The organism is Blastocatellia bacterium, assembly GCA_035275065.1.
In the GTDB taxonomy this organism is placed as follows: Bacteria; Acidobacteriota; Blastocatellia; order UBA7656; family UBA7656; genus DATENM01.
The window spans coordinates 41,459-62,670 of the sequence record DATENM010000076.1; the positions used below are offsets into that span (position 1 = coordinate 41,459).

Annotated in this window: 13 protein-coding genes; 6 read left to right on the forward strand and 7 right to left on the reverse strand. The window is 58.8% G+C overall.

All coding sequences use genetic code 11. The features are described from left to right. Positions 1 to 12: 12 nt before the first annotated feature. The 7 genes from VJ464_17580 to VJ464_17610 form a co-directional block, all read right to left on the reverse strand. Positions 13 to 936: a CAP domain-containing protein gene (locus VJ464_17580; protein ID HKQ06945.1), complete on the reverse strand. Its 924-nt coding sequence runs from the start codon at positions 934 to 936 to the stop codon at positions 13 to 15. A gap of 34 nt (positions 937 to 970) precedes the next feature. Continuing rightward, entirely contained in the window at positions 971 to 3,592 is a 2,622-nt protein-coding gene (locus tag VJ464_17585; protein ID HKQ06946.1) for a hypothetical protein, read from the reverse strand. Between the two features lie 269 nt (positions 3,593 to 3,861). Next, positions 3,862 to 8,637 carry a hypothetical protein gene (locus tag VJ464_17590; GenBank protein ID HKQ06947.1) on the reverse strand — a complete coding sequence of 1,592 codons (4,776 nt, stop codon included), beginning with the start codon at positions 8,635 to 8,637 and terminating at the stop codon, positions 3,862 to 3,864. A 675-nt stretch (positions 8,638 to 9,312) separates the two neighbouring features. Further along, positions 9,313 to 10,170, reverse strand: a complete 858-nt coding sequence (locus VJ464_17595; protein ID HKQ06948.1) for a hypothetical protein — start codon at positions 10,168 to 10,170, stop codon at positions 9,313 to 9,315. Positions 10,171 to 10,264: 94 nt separating this feature from the next. After that, the gene (locus VJ464_17600; protein ID HKQ06949.1) at positions 10,265 to 10,837 is read right to left on the reverse strand and encodes a hypothetical protein; all 573 of its coding nucleotides are present in this window, start codon (positions 10,835 to 10,837) and stop codon (positions 10,265 to 10,267) included. 58 nt (positions 10,838 to 10,895) lie between these two features. Beyond that, positions 10,896 to 14,390, reverse strand: coding sequence for a CHAT domain-containing protein (locus tag VJ464_17605; GenBank protein HKQ06950.1), 3,495 nt, complete (start codon positions 14,388 to 14,390; stop codon positions 10,896 to 10,898). 821 nt (positions 14,391 to 15,211) lie between these two features. Next, entirely contained in the window at positions 15,212 to 16,213 is a 1,002-nt protein-coding gene (locus tag VJ464_17610; GenBank protein HKQ06951.1) for a tyrosine-type recombinase/integrase, read from the reverse strand. Positions 16,214 to 16,488: 275 nt separating this feature from the next. Here VJ464_17610 and VJ464_17615 point away from each other — a divergent pair, with 275 nt between their 5' ends. From VJ464_17615 to VJ464_17640, 6 genes are all read left to right on the forward strand, one after another. Beyond that, complete coding sequence (locus VJ464_17615; protein ID HKQ06952.1) at positions 16,489 to 17,154, forward strand: hypothetical protein; 666 nt, start codon at positions 16,489 to 16,491, stop codon at positions 17,152 to 17,154. A 174-nt stretch (positions 17,155 to 17,328) separates the two neighbouring features. Further along, a complete protein-coding gene (locus tag VJ464_17620) occupies positions 17,329 to 17,520 on the forward strand; it encodes a helix-turn-helix domain-containing protein (GenBank protein ID HKQ06953.1) in 192 nt (63 codons plus the stop codon). A 1-nt stretch (position 17,521) separates the two neighbouring features. After that, on the forward strand, positions 17,522 to 18,340 hold the full coding sequence (locus tag VJ464_17625) for a ParA family protein (GenBank protein ID HKQ06954.1): 819 nt from the start codon (positions 17,522 to 17,524) through the stop codon (positions 18,338 to 18,340). After that, positions 18,333 to 18,959 (forward strand): hypothetical protein, encoded by a 627-nt coding sequence (locus tag VJ464_17630; protein HKQ06955.1) that lies wholly within the window; start codon positions 18,333 to 18,335, stop codon positions 18,957 to 18,959. Before VJ464_17625 ends, VJ464_17630 begins: the two co-directional genes overlap by 8 nt. Positions 18,960 to 19,695: 736 nt before the next feature. Further along, a complete protein-coding gene (locus VJ464_17635) occupies positions 19,696 to 20,823 on the forward strand; it encodes a hypothetical protein (protein ID HKQ06956.1) in 1,128 nt (375 codons plus the stop codon). Between the two features lies 1 nt (position 20,824). Further along, a partial coding sequence (locus VJ464_17640; GenBank protein HKQ06957.1) for a hypothetical protein occupies positions 20,825 to 21,212 on the forward strand: 388 nt, incomplete at its 3' end.

Below are 21,212 nucleotides of genomic sequence, written 5' to 3' on the forward strand. Positions count from 1 at the left end.
GACTGTGACGCCTTACTGCACTTGAATCTGCGGCCCCCAGTAGATGTCATAACCGCCGTGTTTGGGGAAGTAGAACCGCAGCTTGTAGACGCCGGCCGGAACATTGGCGGTGCCGCCGGCGATCTTTTGCGCGGCCCCGACGGCTCGCCCCTGGTCCGACGAGAAGAACTCGAACTGTTCGGGCCTGGGCGTCGGGCTGACCGGCGTAGCCACCAGGCTCAAACTCTCACCCGCGCGTACCTGTAAAGGCACCGGCTGGTCCGTCTCGGCACGGATGGCCGCAAAATTCTGCGTCGCTTCCACGTCGTTGCCCTTGACCGAGACGCCGACGCCGAGGTGTGTGTAGGCCGGATTGAGAATGTTGGCGCGGTGGCCCGGACTATGCATCCAGTCATCCATAATTTGCCTCGCGACTTTTTTTTTATCGCTCAGGTCCAGGTTGGCCCTCTGCCAGATATTCTCGTTCGTCAAGCCGATCAGTTGCCGGTGGCGAATGGCAATGCGGTCAGCCGGCGACAGGCTATCCGGGTCGTTGTGGTCAAAAAAATTGCGAATAAACATGTCGTCGCTGTGGCTCCGCGCCGTTTCTTGCAGCGTCGGTTCCGGTTGTAATGCCGGCTTCAGCCCCGCTTTCAGACGCTCTTCGTTGACCAATGCCAGGATGGCTTGTTCGATGTCTTCGGCATGAGTGATGCCCAGCTTCGCGGCATCTGCCGCTGACGGGCGCGGCAGCGGCGGCCCCGTGGTAGGAGTGCCGCTCCCTGTGCCTCCTGTTGACGCGGCGGGCCCCAGGGTCCCATCAGGCACCGGGTTACTGGCGCGCCCCCGCACGTTGGGCGGTATCGGCTTGCCCATCTCGCCGATCACCGGGCGAAGGATTAAGAACCCGGCCAGCAGGAGCCCCGAAATGATCGCTAACCAGATGATCAGCTTCACGACTGTTTCCTCCGGGATTTAAAAAGTGACCGCATCAGTTCTGCAACCAGGTCGAAGGATTAACCGGCACGGCGCGGCCCGGGTTGAGCGGCTTTCCGTTAACCCGTATCGGGAACGCGGTCACGTCAATGATGAAGCCGCTGTGGTGGCGCAATTCTTTGAGAATCTTTTCCCTGACCGCCGGCAGCTCCCGCAGGGCGGAATAGACCGAGTCATTCGGCATCCCCTCTGGCAGGGGCTCAAACAGCTCGATCCTCATCACCTCGACGCCGAGTTCGTAAAGCGCCACTCGCGTGGCCGAGCCGGCCAGCGAAACGGCTTCTTGTAAGAAAACCATGTCCGGCCTTTGCGGAAAGTAGGTGCGCAGCAGTAAGTCGGCCCTGAACAGGAAGTGCAGCCATTGATCGTTCAGCGCCTTATAAAGCCCTTTCTCCCACAGGCGATCCTTGTAGCGTTTCCTTGCCGAGTCCTCTGTCGGGGAGGATGACGAGGGCGACCCGGAGTTACCGTTCGTCGGTGACTCTTCGTCGTCCAGGTATTTCTCCATTTCATCGAGCAGCCTGGTGAGCCCCTCCTGAACGGCTTCGACGTAGAGCGCATCGATGACCATCCGTTGTTCGGCCGCCTGATCGATCTGCTGTGCCTTCTGCAACGTGATCAGCGCAGCAGAAAGCCCCATGCGCAGTTGCTGATAGACATCGGTCTGTTTCTCTCTCGACAAATGGCGGCGCAAGAGGTCAATGGGGTCGGTCGCGCGGCCTAAGTGATCGGCGTTGAAGTGGAGTTGAGCGGCGACCTCTTTAGCCAAGGCCCTGGCGTCCATCCGCTCAGCTTCGGCCCGTGTCCGCCGCTCCTTCTGATCCAAGTATCCTGCCGCCAGTTGCTGCACTCTTTCCGCCACGGGGCCTTGCGCCTCAGGCAGCACCTCCCGCACTCGTCCGGCTATCGCCGTGTATTGCTCACCCACCTTCCGTACCGCCTCGGCCAGGCTGGACGCCGGGTTGACGTATTCTTTCAGCGCGGTCAGCGAGTTCTTTTGTTCATTCAAGAGGCGGGGGATGGCTTGGAACACGTCCTCGCCGTCGAAAGAGGCGCTCATTTCTTTGAGCCTTTTCAGGGTGCCCGCGTCGTCTTGCAGTTTAATTTTGAGCGCGAGGACAATCTGTTCCGGGGATGCAAACTTATTCACTGTCTCGCTGAGGTACTGATGTCGGATGACCTCAAGGTGGGTCCTGAGGCTGGTGATGTCGCTCAACATTTCAGACAGGTCCCGGCCCTCGCGCCCGAGCTGCCGGGACAACTGTTGGCAAAACTGGAGGGCTTTATTGATCTCGACGAACAATTGGCGGGAGTTGGCCTCGTCGAATGGCTCATCGCGTAACAAGCTCCAGCAATGACGCAGCCCCTCCCGAATGTCGGAGGCCCCGGCCACCTGGCCAGTGATCTGTTGCAGCATGGCTTGCTGTTTCGTCTGGCCATCCTTGAGTCGGTCAAAACCGCTCATGAGGACTGCATGCATCTTCTCTATCGCTGTGGTCAGTTCGGCCTGAGGCGGGCCAATGTTTGGCCCCACTGTCTGCGCGCCGGTCGGGGGTTCGGCGTCGCCCGATATAACACCCGCTTGCGTCTCGCCAGTCCGAGTGGGGGCGCCGGCGGGCTGAACGTTTTGCGTTTGACGGTATAGCTGGTCACACTGCCCCAGCAATTCGCCCAAGCCTTCCCTCATCCTGTTCAGGTGGCTGAGTAGTTTGTGTTTATGTTCAGTTGAGCACTGGTTCGAGCTAGAGATCAGGTTTCTGATCATCTCGTCGTAACTTTTCCCTTTCGGGCCCTGCGGCTGCTTGGGTTGGATCAGTGCTCTGTACTCAGGGGCAACCCTTTCAAACTGGGAGCGTGACTTCTGAAGAATGTCCATCAGGGCGCCGTTATCGCCGGCCCCCGGCTGGGTCGGCTTAAGCAACGCTTCACGTTTAGCGGCGGCTTTCACCCGCAGGTCATAAAGCAGGTAAGCGAGAACGGCCACGATGATGATCGCCAGCAGGGCTACCATGATCCAAGCAAAGTATGCCGCGTTCTCCGACCTCGCCAGTTGGTTCTCCAGGTCCTCCTTTTGGCGTGTCCAGGACTGCCGCTCATCTTCTCGCTGTGGATCATTGGGATGGGGGTTTCGGTCGGGAGGGGTCTCGCTGCCCCCACTGCTCGGCGCGCTGCCGGCGTAGCGGTGTACGGCGGCGGCGAACCCATTGGCGTCGGCCAAACCGGCAAACATCTGCGCTTCGTCCGCCCCCGAAGTCCGCACGTCCAGGCTGATGCCCTGACTGCCGAGCGCCGCTTTGATCTGACCCAGAGACGTCTCATATCTGGCGTTCCTCACCTGAGCCAGGATGGCGGTAGCCTCGGCGCCGAGGGCGCACGGCACCTGTGCGAAGAAGTCTTCAAAAACGTCTTTGCCTGCCACCGTCTTGCCATTACCGTATGGCATGGCGCCGGCCGTCCCGTTGGTGTTGTCCCTACGCGTGGGCAGTGGATTCTCGCCATCATCCCAGTAGATACAAAACAGTTTGCCGGGCGGCGTTCCTTTGGGAGACAACCCGATGCCCAAGGCTTTGGCGTTGCTCTGGCCCTTCAGGGTTGCGCCGGCCGACACGAGCGTCAAGCTATATTCCTGGCCGCCGCACATGACTGAGGTGGTCGCCCGTTGTACCGGAGGCGGGGTCTGGGCGCGGTCGCTTGCCGAGTGGATGCAGATGAAGGCCGCAGCGATCAAGAGCCGGTTGAAAAGCCTCCACAACCTGCGCGTGACGCCGGCCCTCTGAGGGCGGCAGGGCGAGCCATCTCCAGGCAGATGGTTGAAACCCGAATGCTCGATGACTAGGCTTGACCGCAACATATCGTTCCCCTTAAGCAGTGATGTGTGTCGCCAACTCAGTCCCGACGATCTAACAAGACATTGCCAACCGGCCAGGGCGGCTCCGTCACGGTCTTTGCGACCTGGACGTAGGCGAAAAGCGGGTCGCGGCTGGCCGGGTCTTTGCCGCCGACGTAGATCACGAACTTACCGTCTTTGCTCCCCTTGCTGACGTAAAGCAGTTTGTCGTCATCGACGTACTCGTCACGCTCGTATTCCGGCTTATCCACGTCGATGTAAAAGTGCTGGCGCAGCGAGCTCATGTCGGCGCGCGGGTCGGGGGAGATCAGATTCACTTGCACGACCCTGAAATACCGGCTCGCCGACAGGTCTATGGGCTCGTCCCAATCTTTGTCCAACACCAGGTCCTGGTCATGGTTGATCAGGACGCCGAAGCGGGGTTCAAGGGCGGCTTCGTTATGACCGTTCATGATGTCGCGGCTAAGGTCCTGGCGGGCAATCGCCCCCAGCACGACCGCCTGTTTCATCACGTCGTCGGCAAACAGGTCCGGGCAGCTTTCCTGCGGCAAGAATGAGAACCGCTGCCAGATTCGGTCCCGCAGCCCGGGGTAGAGCACCCCGCGCCCGGAGACCAGGACGGTATTCACTTCCCTGTCCGCGACGCCAGCGGCCTGGAGCAGCTCGTCGAGCACCCCATCGGTGACGAAGTCAATGAACTCACTCATTCGCTCATCTTCGGAAATTAGGCGCGCCGGTATGGAAAGGTAGATGTGTCCTTCGGCTGTAATCCATAGCCCGGCCTCGTCCGTCGGCTGTTGCCAATCGGTTCTAGTCCCGCTATAGGTCACCGCCTCGCGGCTCGCCTTGTAGCCGACTTGCACATTGAAGGGCGGACAATCATCCCATCTGCCGCCTTCGGCCAGCGCCTTCCGGCACCCGTCGCTCCAACTGTGTTTGGCCTCCCGAATCCAGGCCCACAGGTGGATGATGGCGCTGCGGTGCAGATGCGAGCTGTTCTTCGTCAACTGGCTCGTGACGACCGGGAATTCATAATTGAAGTCCTGCGCGTTGACGACGTGCGGATCACGCAACAGCTGATCGATGAGCCGCGCCAGTATTTCATCGATGTAATTGCCGGCGATGGGCACGCCGAGGCGTTTCTCCACTTTCCATTGTTCCGGGTAGCGAGGCAGCGTTTTCTTCCATTCGACTCTGATCAACGACAGGTCGAGGGTGCCGGCACCGAAATCGTAGACCAGGATGCGCTCAGTCCTGGCCGCAGGCTGCCCGCGCATCTTCTCCGCGCAATAGTAGTAGGCAACCGCGTCGGATTCGCTGATCAGACGGATTCGTTCGCGCAAGGGGATGCCGAAACGTTCCGAATTGCCGAGCGCGCGATGGGCGATTTCGAGCAGCAGCTCTTGATGCCGCCGCGTGAAGGTGTTGGGATGACAGACGACGACCTGATCAGCTCGATAATCAGGGAGTAGATACGCTTCCGCCAGTGCCGCAAACCCCGATTCGACCATCCGGTCTAAAGGCAGCCGCTGCCTGGTCACGGTTTTACCATTTTCTCTGACCGGGATTTCGCTCCCCAGTAAGATGTTATGCGAAACTTTCCCGAGCCAGGATTTCAATGAGTAGATGACCCTTCCCGGGTTCGTCTCAAAAAGATATTGGGGGGCGGGCAAGCTAATGAACTCTGGCTTCCCCGGCATCAGAGAGATGTCTTGGGAATAGTAGCTCGGGAACCCCGGCCTCTGCCGGTCACCTGACTCATTGCGCAAGTCCGCATCGCAGCCGACCCAACTAGGCAGTAGGTAACGGCTACTGCGTTCCGCATTCCCTGGGTCATGTTCGGCGAGACTGCGTTGGCCGCCTTTGACCTTCACCTCCTGGAGCGGGATCAGCTTCACACTGTCTCGGCGGCCACTGCCCCAGGCGGCGCTGATGGCCGAGGTGCCGAAGTCTATGGCCAGCCAGTTCGCCCCCGGCAGTTGCTCGAAGCATAGCGGCAGCAAGATGGTCAGCGACCGCTTGCTGGGCTCGCTCTCCTGGTCGCCGCGAACCTCGATGGCGAGGTGGATTTTCGCGGCGATTTTATCGGTCCCGATGCGCGCCCCAACAATTCGCGAGATGTGGCCGGGATGGATTCGCACGGTGCGCGATTCGGCCGGCTCGCCCTCGCCGACCGCCACCCTGGGCCGCGGACGGTCAAAGTCATAAACCCCGAGCAGCTTGTTTAGCGGCTGGCCGTCCGCCATCTGGAAGCTCTGTCGGACGCCGGGGTCACAGGCAATCTCGGTCGTGACTTCCACCCTCACCATGCCTTTGCCGGCCGTCCCTGAATTACCGACTTCAATGCTGAAGAGGTCGCGTGTGCGAGAGTTCCTGGCAGAAAACTTGATCGTTTGTGGCTCCAGGATAATCGTCGTAGCGTCTTTCAGCATAGGGGCGACGTTGACGCCTGCCGCCAGCGAGCGCAGCCGTGTCTCCCCTTTCGGCGTCCAGTACACCTCGGCAGGCGTCCTCGGCGGCAGAATCTTCAGACCGATCTCGGCGCGCGTCGGGTCACGATAGATGGTCGTGGTGTAGGGACCCGGTTCAGACCTCGCGTCAAAATCGCCGATCAGCTTGAAACTGTATTCACAATTCGTCGGCTCGGGGTTAGGAATTGTCTGCCCGTCACAGTCGAGATAAACGGGCACGGCGACCGTCTGGTAAGGCGGCACCATGACCCGCGGCTTATCCATATGTATGGGCTCGCCGCTCAGGGGGCGGATACCCTGATACGTCTGCATGGTGTAGCCCTCCCACTCGTACGGCTGCGCGAAGCTGTGAATGGACTGGCTCTCAAAGATGAACTGGCCGACCTCGACCGATTCTCCTTTGCGGAAGTACAGCCTGCCGTCCGGCGCAGGCCGGTAGGTGACCATAGGCTTGCGCGGCGCTTCGGGCTTGATCGTCAGATGGCAGCAGACTTTCTCACCAACGACGCCTTGCTCGTTGCCCGACAGGTGAGTTTTTAACCAGCCTTGGAGGCGGTTGAGCAGCGAATCCTGCCGGCCAGCGTTACGCTCCGTCCTCCACCAGTGCATATGTACGTTCACATCAACATCGATGTGGGCCTCTAGGGCATTGGCGTCCAGGGAGCGGTAATCGAGAATGCTATCGGCGGCGAGGAAGATATAGATCTGCTTATTGTGGGACACCAACTCGCGGGTCAGGGGTTCGAGACCTTCGTGAGTGGCGAGTGATTTCTCGCCACTCACGAAGCCAATCGGGTATCCCTCGGCCAACTCAAGGCCGCCCTGAACCCGCCCGTAGTCGAGAGAGATTTCGGCCTGGCGAGTCGGCTGCTCCTCGTTTCGGAATATTCGCCCTAACCAGGGCACCGGCTGATCGTTCTCGACCTTGAGCGTGCCGACGAGTAGCCGGCTGGCCGCGGGGCGGTTGAAATCCACCACCACTTCGGGCACGGCTTGCCATTTGAGGCCCGGCAGAAATTGCCGGTGGTAGTACTTGAGAAAGGCGTAGGTCGCCGCCAGCAGGGCGAGGATCACCGCGGCGATTGACCACAGCAGTCCCCGGAGCTTTGCGTTGGCGACCATGCGATTTTTAGCCTCTTCCTGGGTGGTGATGCCGTCGCCTTCGCTGCTCCACTCTGACACCACGTCCTGTTTGGTCAGCTTCGAGGCAGGCAGAAAGAGATTCGGGATGTCGACTGGCTTCGCGTTCTCGACGTTGATGAATAGCCCCTCAGTCTCTGTGCAGAGGTGGGAATAAAGCGGCGTTTCGTAATGGAAGCCGATCAGAAAATCGATACGGCCCGGGTCGGGGTCGGGGTCAGACGGTGCAACCCGCAACTCACCGACGACTCCGTCAAACAGTGAGATGTCGCGCCGGTCGCCCCCGTCCACGCAAAGCGGCGGCTTGCATGGGACTAAACTCTTCTGGATCGCTTCAGCCGGCAGGACCTGGGAACCCATCCGCCACGGCCTGCCTTGCGCATTTTGATACTTGACCTGAAGCCATAGCGGGGTGAAGCCATATTCCGCGTTATAGCCTGCCGGTACAAGCTGGATATCGCCGCCGACCTGATCATTGAGCCGATAGCGTAAAGCATTCGCCGAGACGGCCTGCGGAGACAACAGGGAGTCGCGTTGATATTGGATCACGGCTTCCGGCAGCGGCTGGGGCTTGATTTCGGCCCTGAGGTAGAAGACATCATTCTCGACTTTTCTCCAGCTCGCAGGGGCGTGCAGCTTGAAGAGGCTGGAGACGTGGTCGAGCAGGGCGCTGGCTTCGTCCGTGTGGGCAATGCCCGCCCCACTGAAATCAATTAATTCATGGCTCGGCGAGAGCGAGTTAAACCTCCCATCCGTGACTTCGATCAGGGTGGTTTGTGAATGCAATTCGCCCTTGGGGATTTGCGCCTCCAGATACGGAATGACCAGCATTGAGGCTATCCCTATCGGCGACCAATTCCCTCGGAAACGACATGGCTGATACAGCCACTCGTTGAGTCGGGCCGCGAAATCCTGCTTGCTTTTGAACGTCCCCGTCATGGCAAGCTGGAAGATGTCAGCGGGGGAAGCCGACATGGCCGTCCGCCCGTCACAATCGCCGGAGAGCGTTTTATGAATCGTAAAGAAGACCACCGAGACCCGGTCCTGGTCCGGCGTGAACCCCGCCAGGGGGGGCTGCCCTTTTATGCCATCAAACAAGAGGTCGGGGAGGGTACTTTTGATCGCCGCTCTCCTATCCTTGCCTTTGACAATGCTGGCCGAGTCATCGATCAGTAGAATGAAATGGCGGCTGGGCTTCGTCACGGCTGCCGCCGAACTGGCCGGCTGAGCGCAGACGGATGCCACAAGCAGCAGAACCGGCAGCGTCATCAGAACGAAGGCGGCAAGAGGCGCGGTGTGACCCGCACGGCTCGGGCGACGCTCAGGTGAGGGGCGACGGCGAGGGGACGTGTAAAACAGGCTTGCACTTTCTAGAATGTGTTGGTCTGGCAATGGGTATCTCCCTCCCCTCTTCTCATCAGACACAGTGAATGAGGCGCAGTCTAAACCGACACTCCTACCTTGGCGTATGATCAACTGAATCTGCGAAGTGCCGCAGGGGAGAAACCACCGAATTCAGTCCATCTTTCGCGGTCTGACGGTTGGGCTATCGAAGCCACAGGATATAATCCGGTCAAACGTTGCCTGGCATAGGACATAGAACATCTTCGCGCGCTCACTCGCGTGGCGTGCAGCAATAGTGTGGCAGCCGAGGTCTTTAGGCTGCCTATGGGTATATCAGCGTTTCACCGATCAACGGGCTTTCGTGGCTTTCAACAGCTTTACTGAAGGAGGATCGCTGAACGGTTCCCTTCGGTCAGTTCCAATCGCTCCTTCACAAGTAAGTGTTGCGGGTTGGAAAAGATTTCATGGCAGGCGAGCAAGATATTCTTGCTCGGGCAAGGCGGCGGGTTTGAATCGAGGCCGGGCGGCCTCAGGTCACGGCCTTTGGATACTGAATGAGTAGACGTCCGGCCCGTCTTCGCCGTCTTCAGGTTTGACTGTCAGTACGTATGAACGCCCGGCGAGCATGGCGGCAGTCAGCGCGATCTCAATAAAGTTGCCGCCCTGCGCGGATCGAGAATTCAAATGATTCAACTGCAAAATCTCTGCGCCATCTCGGGTCAGCACGGTCTGATAAGCCCTGCCGGCTGATTCGACAGGGGCTTGCAGCAATAAGAGGGTCGCCGGCGCGGGCAGCCGCAAAATCTGCTCCCCGGACCCCGACCGCGTCAACATCGGCAGCAGCAGCCCGGTGGCGACTGTGGCCTCTCCCGATGACCCCGGCGTCAACGACTCGGTGCGCTGTCTCACTTGCTCCAGTTCTCTGAGACTGCGCTCCAACTTTTCATTCAACCGGTCGGTTTCCTGGCGCTGCCGGGACAAACTGGCGCGCTCCTGTTCGAGATGACTGGCTTGGCGGCGCAGCCAGAGACCTGCACCCCCCAGCAACAACGCGACGACGACCAGGGCCATAATCGCCTTCCACGAGAACGAGCGGTAACGCTCGCCCCATGCGGCTAACCAACCGACGCGACCGGGCGGGCGGGCGTCTGCCTCTTGTGTGACCTGAGGCATGTCGATTCTTGGAAGTGAGGCGGCCAGCATTCGCGCGAACTCGACCTGGACGCGGCGCTCGGGGGTCGTGAGGTAATGTTTCTCAAACCGCTCAATCTCTTCAGCCGAAAAATCATGATGGATGTAGCTGTCGATCAGCTCTTCTTCTATAATCAACATCTCCTGAAAGAATGCTTCGTCGCTGAAATAGCGCTCTTCTATCTGCCTACGCTCGTCCACTTTTAGGCCTCCAAGCAAATAGTCGATCAATCGTCGCTTCCCCGTTTGATCTTCCACGGTATTTAGCTCCCCTTAGCTATTTGTGTTACAAGCCTCAAATTATTTCAGGATTTGGCTTGCGTTGAAGGCAAGCGGTGTAGCATGCCTTCAGCTCTTTCCTGATCCGGTGCGCGCGTATCCGCAAGGCGTTCAGAGGTATTCCCAACTCCTCGGCAAGGTTCTTTTTATTCTTCGCCTTATTTTCGGGCTGGCAGTAATGGGTGATCAATTCTAAATTCTCACGGGAAAGTCGGCGCAGGCACTGCTTCATGCAATGGCGTTTGGCCTGGTCTTCCTCGCTCTCAGCCGCCGTCACAACCGCCGGGGCGTGGGATAATTCGCGAGCGAGGCCGGCTTGCCGTTCGCGGTCTTTGAGCACTTCGTAGGCGATCAGCCGGGCGACGCCCCGGAAATATCTCGTCAGGTCGCGGATATCCTCGCCTTGATCAATCTTTTTCGCCACCCGGTCGATGGTCTCATCGGCGCACACCTCGGCGTTGGCACAGCCCTGCCATTCGAAAAACTTAATCAGGGTTTTTCTAACCGACTCGTAGGCTTCTGCCGCCTGGTCCCTGTCCGGGTGCAAGCGCGCAAGCAGAAGGTCAAAAGAGGTCTGCGTCAACGCCATGATTTACGACCAGCCATATGAGTTGCTCGTCCGTGTCGGCCTTGACGGGGCCTTGCGTCTACCAATGCCAGGCATCCGGCTGCCACTCTCCTTGAATTTGAAAGGCCGCCCAGAAAAAAGGCGATTTCCAGCGATCTTTTTCCCACATCTCGATTTGGGCAGCCCGTAGGGCGGCGGTCGGCTGCAAGCCGTCTTTTAGCATACCTTTGTAAAACAGACTCATCAACCGTGAAGTCGCCGTATCGTTAACGCGCCAGAGGCTGGCGACGACGCGGCGCGCGCCTGCGTACATAAAGCCTCGCGTCAGCCCGATCAGTCCTTCGCCTTGGATGTCTTTGCCCAGCCCCGTATTGCAGGCGCTAAGGACCACAAGGTCGGCTTTGAGTTGCAGGTTGTACACCGCCGCCAGGGTTAGAAAGCCTTCGCAGGCATGTCCCTGCCGGTCGACCAGCGACAGGATGATGCCGGACAATTCAGGGTGCTGGTTATTCAGAATCCCATGCGTCGCCAGATGGACGATGCGGCACCCGGCGAGGTCAGGACTCTGCAACCTGGATAAGTTGGCATCGAAGTCCATCGCTAATAGGACTTCGGCCCCGGCAGCGGCCTCGACCAGGGCGGCTGCCTCTGCGCGTGTTCCCGGCAAACGCGGAAGATAAAATCCCTCCTCTGTGCCGCCGGTGTCACGTAAGGCGCGACTGATCTGTGGCGGCAGTTCGGCCCGCGCGGACGGTGGGCCGGCGTTTCCCGGCGGACTGATGCGAGGGTCCTCTGGCGTAAAGACCGGGTCGGCGAAGATGGCGATCATCTTGCCGCCCGGCTCGCGTTTGCTCAACTCCTGGCGCAGGACATCGAGCGTCGAGGCGGAAGGGAGGCTGACAATTTCATGTTCCACCACGAGCGGTGTGACCCGCCAATCCTCGTCTGCGGCGGGCGGCCACGCGCCGTCGGTTTTTGGCACGGGCAGGCTGGCAAATGCGATGTGTTGCAGAGCCCCTTCGGCAACGATCACCAACCGCTTTTGGCTGATCTGTGTGGCCACGGGCGCTAGTAGTATCTGGCTCAAGCGACTTGCCAGAGACCAATATTGCGCCGTTGAGGCGGCGATGCACTGTCGGTACTCCTCTGCCGTCTCGCCCGACAACGGTTGTTGAGTAGTGATCAACTCATACGTCTTCTTGGCCAATTCTTCGATGACCTTGCGTCCCGGCAGTCTATGGCTCTCAATCGAGTTCGGCGTGATGGCCCAGAGGTAGCTCGTCTGATCACCGAGGGCATATTCCAGCAATACGGTGCCGGGATCGAGTACGCGCCTCTGTATTTCAGAAACCGAAAGTGGGGACGGCTGAGTCAGGGCGGCGTAGCCGGGGCTGCTTTCCCTGATCTGCGCCTGGGCCATTTTGAACTCGTCCGTGAGTTTATTGATTTCCTGGTCAAGCCGCTCCACCTGTTCCGGGGTATGGTGGTCGCTGAGGATTCGCACGCGCAGCTCCACCCTGGCATTGAGTGCTTGCCGCAAGGTGCGCTCTTTTTCCAGCAACTCCGGCTTCACCCCCTGACGGATGTCGGCGCCGGCTTCGGCGAGTGAATCGAGTAGGGCGCGCGCGCGCGCCTTTTCGCTCACCTCCAGGGCGACGGCATCCAATCCCCGGAGCGGGTCCTGCCGGTGCAGGCGCATAAGCACGTCGATACATAATTCGTAATACCGATGAACGGAGGCGAAGTAAGACGTGCGTAATTCCTGGTCGGTGACTTTCGTCCTCAAGGATTCGACTTTTTCGAGTACTTCCTCGATGGCGCGGCGGGCCTCGCCTAGATGGCCGAGGTCGCGGTTCACACGGGCGATGTTGTAAAGGGTCAGCGCCTCTCCGCTACGATCTTCGACGGCGCGGATCAGTGGCAGCGCCTGTGAGTAATAAGCAAGCGCCTGCCGCTTCCTTGCTGACGTGTCATGTATGTAGCCGATATAATCCAGCGTATAGGCTTGCCCGCGCGGGTCGTTCACTCTGCGGCTGAGCGCCAGGGCTTGCCGGTAATGCTGGAGCGCGTCGCGTAGCCGCCCCTGTGAATATAGCAGTGAGCCGATGTCCCTCAGTGTATGCGCCTCAATCCTTCGATTGCTGATTTGCCGGCTGAGTTGCAATTTCCGTTTAAAGCAGGCGAGGGCGCCGCGATTGTCCCCTGACGCATGGTACATCCTGCCAACGTAGCCCAGAGTCTGACACTCGAAGGCGCGATTGCCTGAGGCGCGGCATAGTTGTAACGAACGCTCATAAGCCGACAGCGCCTTCGGCCTCTCCCCCAGTTCATCATAAAGGCTGCCGAGCCCATTGAGTGCGGCGGCCTCGCCGTTCTGGTCATCGATCTGCTGCAAGATTGCCGCCGCCTCGGTCTGCCGCTTGAGGGCTTCTTGCCTCTCGCCGAGAAACATATACACGTTGCCGATAGCGGTCAGCGCCAGAGCCGTTTGTCGCCGATCATCAATGCGCCGCCAGAAGGCGAGCGCCTGGGAGTAGTAATCAGACGCCTTCGATAAATCCCCCAGGTCCTGATAAGCGTAGCCCAGATCGATTAAAGCCAGCGCCTGGCTGCCGATGTCCGCATCAGATTGGCTCGTGGTCAAAGCTTGCTCGAAGTAGCCGATGGCTTTCAACAGATCACCGGAGGAGTAGTAGATCAAGCCCGTATGATTAAGGGCCAGGGCCGCGCCGCGCCGGTCTCCGGCATGGCGACTCAAGTCGAGCGCCCGTGTGCAATACTGAAGCGCATCAGCAATCTTACCCATCTCAATACAGGTGATTGCCATACCATTCAGGGCCGCGATTTCAGACCCCAGCCGCCGTGAACTCCGGCTGGGTGCTAGGGCCTGGGTGTAATAGTCTAAGGCTTCGCGGTTTTTCCCGCGCAGGTAATGCAGGTCGGCGATGCCCAATAATGCCGCAGCCCCGTCAGCTTCGTCGTTGAGAGCTTGCCAATACTGCAACGCCTTGACGTACTGGCCTAAGGCGTCGGCGAGGGCCTGCCGCTGCCATTGTTGGCGCAAGCCCTCCGCAGCCGCGAACGCTTCGTCGGCGATGAGCCGACTGTCGTCCTGCGGGCCGGCTTCGCGCAACGGCTCGGTGAATAGTTCATAAGTTGTGACGTCTTCCTGCGCCCGCGCTGCCTGTACTTCTATGGTGAATTGACCGCTGATTTGAGGGAGGAACGATATGGGCAGCATGCCATAACAACGGGCGGTATGCTGCGCCAATGCCTCACCGCGCGGCCCCATCAGCCTCACGATCAAAGGCGCCGCAGATGAATGAGTGACGAATCGGAGATATTGATGTGGCGACAGCGAGATGGTGTAAGCATGTATCTCCCCGCTGACAAGGCGGCCTGCGGAGGTCTGGTTTGGTAGGAGGCTGAAGACGCGCCGGACCGGGTCGGAAGACGGGCCGGCATCGGTCGCAGGCTTGCCGCGACATCCGAAATGCGCGGCTTGTGAGAGCAGCAGCGCCACGAAGACGAGCCTCGTATACCGATTACACAATTGTTGCACCTTGCTGAGCATCGCTCAACCGATCCCCGGTCACCGTCATGGCAAATTAGATTCAAGAATTTGCCTGGGTCAGCTTCATCGTATTTCGAAGGGGTTGATGATGTAGAATCCCAATGCGCGAGTTCTGATTACGGGTCTAACAATCCATCGCCGCCAAGGAATGAAAGTCGCGCCTTCCTTCGCGAGGGCGCCAGGAATTACCGGAATCCAAAGATCAGGTTTGACGAAACTCCGCCACGGGTGCCGGCGCCCAGTCCCGGCCAACGCTGACGAGGAAATGCTCACATGGGATTGGGCATTCCCTCAAGCAAAACCGCAGTAGTCGAATCGGAATGGAAGGATTAGATAGCCGTCTCGGCGCTACTTGGATGTGCCTCTGGTGCGACCAGATTTTTTGCTCCCGCCCTTTCCTGCTTTTACGGCTCTCGCCTGATCCGGCCCTCCTCTGGGGGTTTCTTTTTTGCTGCCTTTCTTGCTTGTGGTTTGAGTTGCCATTCCAGTTCTCTCCTCTGTCACACTTATTTTGGTAATCAGTCTAACAATTCCGCATGCTGATTGCTTATAAAGTAAACCTGGCGGCGTTGTCAACGAATATTTGCCCGGCCAGGGCCATGCGCCGGTGATCATGCGCCAGGTTCAGCTAAGTCTCTGAAACGCGAAGTACCTGATCAGCGGAATCCGCTACCCAAGTCCGGCCTGCTGTGTGTCGCACAAGCTCACTCTGCTTGACCGGGTGTTCGATGGATTAGTTAGGAAGGCGAGATGGGCGTCTGGATTAGTGTACGACGCGGCAGGAAAAGCTTGGCATGCTTCTAACCCAAGCAGGACAGAGATCAGGAATGCTCACGCAGGATTCGCCGGGTAATGCGGTCGCTATACTTATCTTTCTTGACCGCGATCCGCTGCACGTAGATGCGCGTCGTCGCGGCATTCCGGTGCCCCAACGCGTCTTGTGTGTCGGTGATCGAGCCGCTCTCCTCGGCGATGATCCGCGCGTAGCTGTGCCGCGTCTGGTGCAGATGCACTTCGCCGACTCCGGCTTGCCGCGCATACCGCTTCAGGTTCTTCACGAACGAGTGCGAACTGAGCGCCGCCCCCGGTTTCCCTGCCCGGTCGTGCCGCGTCCACAGCGGCCCATCCGTCTTCAGCACCACCAGCCTCCCGCAGGTAGTCAGGTACTCCAGCAGCGCCGCCCGTAAACCCGGATCGCGCACTTCCCTGCCGATATAGTCACCACCTTTGACCTTGCTGGTGATTACGATTGCATCTTCTTCGAGCCTGAGATTCTTGCCCCTCAAGCCGATCACCTCCTGCCGGCGCATGCCGGTGATCAGGTAAAACAGCAGCAGCGCGTAATCACGCTTGCCGACGATGTCTCCGGCATCGGCTTTGGCTCGCACGACATCAACGATGGCTTGCATCTCGGCGTCGGTCCAGGCCTTGGCGCTCTCGGTCTGGTAAGGCTTGGGGGCCTTCGGCATCGCCAGCCGCACCGGGTTTTGCTTGATCTGCTCTTTAAGAGCCGGCGTGCGCATAGCCCACTCGAAGAAGGAACTGAGAAAGCAGATGCGTGAGTAAATCGTATTTGCGGCGAGGCCTTGCCCTTTGAGCCGCTGCCGCCACTGCTCGACATCGAGGGGCGAAACTTCAGCCGGGTGCTTTCCAACGAAGGCGAAGAACGCGGTGACGACTTTTTGTTTGTACTGTAGGAGCTCATCGCGTCGGTGAGTGGAGGCGGCGGTGACGGCTTCGGCCCACAGGCGTAGGGCATTCTTCAGGGCCACCTGGCGCTCAGCACTAGCCAGAATCAAGTCGTTTTGAGGCGCTTGAGTCATTGCGGAGGCCAGCATAACACAGATTTTGTAAGGTTACAAAAATTTACCCTTTGTGTTCCCTCAGCGCTTTTTCGTGGAATTTTTCTGTTCGTACGGGTAATATCTTGCCGTCCTCAAACATCCCTTATCATTCAGGGAGGAATTCTCTCGATATGCGAATCACTCGCAGGCGGAAGCGCCAAGCCGATCCGTTCGCTTCTCCCCATCGGGTGCGCTCCATCTTTGACCAGCTGAAGGGCGCCTTCCCTCTTTTATCTCCTCTTAGAGAAGAAGATATGATCAAGTTGGCGCGCGCCGTGCGCCACGTCGAGCGCTACTCGGCGTCTGACACCCGCCGGGGCCGTCCCTCGCGTTGGCCGCGGGAGGAGGTCGTGAAGGTGGGTTCGAAGCTCGCTGAGATACTCGACCGTGAAACATCCGGGCGGACCTCTATCGCTACCTTCGTGGATCACTACCTGCGCCTGCTGGACTTCCCTGCCGACGTGCTTGAAGCGCTCAATAGCGGGCGCGTGAATCTGTTCGAGGCCGAGCAGCTGGCCAGGATCAAGCCGGGCCGGCTCGAGCTGTCGCTGGCGGCGGCCAGACGCAAGCGTGCCGAGATCCTTTCGGCCCACCTCCGGAGCCGGGCCTCCGGCGAACGGCTGCGCAGGCGGGTTAACGAGCTACTGGCGCCATCCAAACCGGCAGCGGCCCCTCTGGGCTCGGCAACCGACGCGGTCGGAGGCAACGAGCCGCTGGAAGATTTCGACCCGTACGACAGCACACACCTGTTTTGGGAGCAGATTAAGCAACTGGGATTCGCGTTCCGGGAGATCACGCGTGAGGACCTCACGGACGAAGACATTCAGCAGTTGATAGACGCTTGTGATCCGGTCTGGGATGTACTGCTGCGCATAAAACGCCGCAAGCAACAGCCAAGGCGTACGTCTCTGATCGTTTGATCTATCCGCCAAAGCACTTTCAATCAATCTTCGATAGCTACACCCCTGCAATATACAGTGCAGGGGGTGCATTGAATATTACAGGGGTAAATAAAATCACCAGGGTAGTTAAATCATACGTGGCGTATAGACGCCACGTATAGTATTATGGCGCCGTCAAATGAGGGAAGGTTTATGATGACTGGCGAAGAGATCAAAGAGCTGCGCAGGTTGCTCGGCTACACACAGGCTAAGCTGGCGGAAGAACTCGGGGTGACGCCGAACACGGTGGCCCGTTACGAGCGCGACGAATTTAAACCTTCGCCGCCTGTTCAAAAGCTTCTGAAGATGCTCCACCTTGGCGTGACAAATAGGAAGGCCGCATAAAATGAAGACCATTGCCATCGCCAATCAAAAAGGGGGGGTCGGGAAAAGCACGACGGCCGCCTGTCTGGCCGCGGAACTGGCCTCCCGCGGGTACGAAACGCTGCTCATCGACGGGGACCCGCAGGCTAACGTGTCCGCGCATTTCTTAGCCCCAGAGCAGATCGGCATCTCGATTGCCGATGTTCTCATCGAGGCCGATCATCGCGAGAAGATGCCGCTCGAGGCGGCCATCGTCACGACTGAGATGGAACACCTGGATTTGGTTCCCTCCAAGCTGCGGTTCGCCAGGTTCGAAAAGGAGCCGGCCATTGCGATTAACCGCCTCCGTTCGAAGCTCGCGCCGCTCCGTTCTCATTATGATTTTGTCGTGATCGACACTCCGCCGACACTCGGCCAGATTCTCACGGCGCCGCTCCTCGCCTCGTCATATATGCTCGTACCCGTTGCCGCATCTCCGCTCGCGCAGGACGGGCTCGACGACCTGATGAGCACATTCGAGGAGGTCAGGAGTACGAACCCTGAGCTGGAGCTTCTGGGCCTGGTGTGTACGCTCTTCGATGGGCGGACTTCAGTGTCGGCAGAATCCTTCCGCAGCCTGAAGGAGCGGTATGGTAACAAGGTCTTCGACACGATTATCCACCGCAACGTCAAGCTCGAAGAGTCGCCTGCATTCCATCAGCCGGTTCAACTCTACGCACCGGCCTCTCGCGGTGCGGTGCTCTACTCAGAGCTCACCGACGAGATACTGAAGCGACTTGGGTCCCGAAAGACCAAAGGTAAATTAAAGCTCGCTTCCGAGGAGACACGCGTAAATGGCTGAACCGAAGATCAAACCTGTGAAGCGGGTGGCCGGCAAGAGTAAGTTCCGCCTGCCGGAGCGGACCCCGCGCGTGGCCGAAATCAACCCGCTGCGCGAAATACTTCAAGAGGCCAAGGCGCAGGAAGAAGCGGCCCTTAGGAAACCGCCAGTCCGGGGGGACACCCCTGTAAAGATCAGTGCAGGGGTCAGTCAGTTCCCTGCCCCGGCCCAACCGCAGGATGCCACCCCTGCAAAAAAGATTGCAGGGGTCATTCGAACATCGGGAACGAAGCCAGGCGCAGGAAGTGCAGGCAGCTTTGGAGAATTCTCGAAGCGATGGTCTCCCATTCTGCGGTCCGGGCAGATGAGCGTTTGTAGGGTTCTGTTTGAAATGACTCATGCCGTCGGCCAGGAGGAATGCTTTACCTCAATGCCGAAGCTCGCCGCCGCCGCGGGTCTGAAGGAACGTCAATGTTATAACGTCGTCGCTCAACTCGAATTACTTGGCTTCGTCGAACGGCCAGACATCTACAATACCCCCACCAAGAAAGGCACCGTCTTTCGCCTTTACCTTTCCCCGCAGGCCCTTTCCGGCGGCGACCGACGTTACCACATCGGCAGTGAGGATTCTCAGACATAATACCCCTACAATTTTCTCCGCATCCCCTGCAAAAAAATTGCAGAGGTATCCCGCTCGGTTAAGATCGCCCTTCTCTAATGTGTCTGATCTCCAGTTGATCGGCTACAGGGTTTAACCTTCACCCTGTGACGGTTGCCTGATAAAACACTTCGTTATTTTTTATGTACAGTGGACAGGTTCTCAGGCCGACAGCCTATCGCCTGTCGGGTTAGGGAATAAACAAAGGCCCGAGAAAACCTGGCTCGAAGCCAGCAAACCATATCCTCGCATGTTGCAATAATAATTCTTCTCAGGCCTGAGAACCCATTCCGCAATGGTGTGATCAGTCCGTGACTAGACACGAACATACCCCTGCAATCTTCTTTGCAGGGGATGCAATGTTGATTGCATGGGTCTTCATTATATACCCCTGCATTTATCAATGCAGGGGATGCAACGTTTTTTGCAGGGGATGCACTCATGATTACAGGGGGTGCATTATATTTTGCATCCCCTGTAATCTTCGTTGCAGCGGGTGCAACGAAGATTACAGGGGGATTTACAACGTCAAAAACATGGTGTACGCATGAGAGTGCAGCAGGAAGCCTTCAACTAACGGATTGACCCAAGGCGCATAATTTACCAGTTCCGCTTCGGGTTTAGGATTGGTGTGTCGTGAAGCGGTAGGTATTCGTGTGCATGATCTCAACCATCTTGATCGACGTTGCCGGTCGGAACATTTACCGAGAGATAGAAAATGGCCACGCAAGCTCTTCCGAGCCAGCGATTCATTCGTAAGACGGAACTCGGCCCGAACGAGTACCGCAAGCGATTCCGCCAGATCGATGACGAAATCATTGCCGCCCTCACTTCGCCTGAGGCAGACGCCGTGACCCCGCTGATGAGCAAAATTTATCTCCGCTTGACGACCGCGCCTGACAGATGCTGGGAACGTCAAGGGGTGCTCAGGTTTGAGGCCGAGGTCAGGGAGGGGAAGCGCCTGACCGCCTGGGCCGTGCTTTGCGCGTCGCTGAACGTTTCGAGCGCGACGGCCAACAAGGCGCTCGCCTGGATGCACACGCAGGGGATCATCGGCTACTTCGCCGGCAAGAATGGCGTCGGCGTCAGGATATTTCTGAATCGCGCCGCCTCCTCGGTAGGGATTAAACCGACTCCAGGCGGCAAAAAAATTTTGGCCTTTTCCCATGCTTCAAATGGTGAGGCCCGTGCTTCACGGAATGAAGCAGCCTTTAATGACACCTTCGGTGATCTAGAAGTTTTAGAACCAGATAACTCCGGCGCGCCGGCAAGCGGCGCGGAGAACAGCCCAGCCATTCAAACATCCCCGAGCCGGCAGCCTCAACGATCCCCGGTGAGTCAGGGCGCTGTCGGGTCGAGCCCCGCGGAGGTAACCGCACCAGCAGACTTATTCGGTTCAATCGATGAGGTCGTCAGGCGACTGAAATTCGAGCTCGAGCCTGCGCTACGCATGGCCGCAGCGCAGGCTGCAACCCGCGAGCACGAAAGAACGCGCGAATGGCTGGAGGAGCGCGGGCTGCCGAAAGCCGCACGAGTGGCGCAGCGCGAGGCCTTCAATGTGCTCAGGCAACATGGCTTGATCAAGAATTCCGCGCGAGCCGCCCGCGCGGAGCTGGCCGTCGGCCAGCATAAGGCTGTCGCATGTGAGCCGAAGGTGCTTAACGCAGACGAGGTCAGGGAAGTCGCCGAGATTTGTTTGTCGCTGCTCGAATGCCATGGCCAGGCCATCGACGTGACGCTGGCCGAGATCAGTGCCGAAGCAGGTGGATACCTGCTGGCGGGAGACGCCCCGAAAGTTCGCGAGCTTGCCATCGCGGTGGCCGGCCAGCGGAGCCAGAAGGAGTGAAATGATGTCTTCAGACTTAGCCAAGAAGCAGCCGCTTTACGCGGTCAGAAGCGATGCCGCACTGGAATCATCCGGCGAGCAACGACATTCCGAAGAGGTCGCAAAGCCGGCGGACCTGTGCTCGGCGTGCTCCGGGACGGGGTGGGAGTTCGTCGAAGGTAAGGGGGTGCGCCCTTGCCGCTGTCGCACACAAGAGCGGCGGGCAAAGCTGCTGGCGGATGCCTGTATCCCGAAGCTCTATAGTGAAACGAGCTTGCAAACCTACCAGCCGGCGAAGGGGAATCTGTCGCAGCTGCGCGCCTTCAACTACGCCCACACGCTGGTGCGTGACTATCCGGTTGTCGAGCGCGGCATACTCTTGATGGGATCGGTCGGGGTCGGCAAGACGC

Bases quoted from the DNA above. Each gene is read 5' to 3' on its own strand.
- VJ464_17600 (HKQ06949.1), bottom strand. From the start codon at position 10,837: ATGGCGTTGACGCAGACCTCTTTTGACCTTCTGCTTGCGCGCTTGCAC.
- VJ464_17605 (HKQ06950.1), bottom strand. From the start codon at position 14,390: ATGCTCAGCAAGGTGCAACAATTGTGTAATCGGTATACGAGGCTCGTC.
- VJ464_17610 (HKQ06951.1), bottom strand. From the start codon at position 16,213: ATGACTCAAGCGCCTCAAAACGACTTGATTCTGGCTAGTGCTGAGCGC.
- VJ464_17615 (HKQ06952.1), top strand. From the start codon at position 16,489: ATGATCAAGTTGGCGCGCGCCGTGCGCCACGTCGAGCGCTACTCGGCG.
- VJ464_17620 (HKQ06953.1), top strand. From the start codon at position 17,329: ATGATGACTGGCGAAGAGATCAAAGAGCTGCGCAGGTTGCTCGGCTAC.
- VJ464_17625 (HKQ06954.1), top strand. From the start codon at position 17,522: ATGAAGACCATTGCCATCGCCAATCAAAAAGGGGGGGTCGGGAAAAGC.
- VJ464_17630 (HKQ06955.1), top strand. From the start codon at position 18,333: ATGGCTGAACCGAAGATCAAACCTGTGAAGCGGGTGGCCGGCAAGAGT.
- VJ464_17635 (HKQ06956.1), top strand. From the start codon at position 19,696: ATGGCCACGCAAGCTCTTCCGAGCCAGCGATTCATTCGTAAGACGGAA.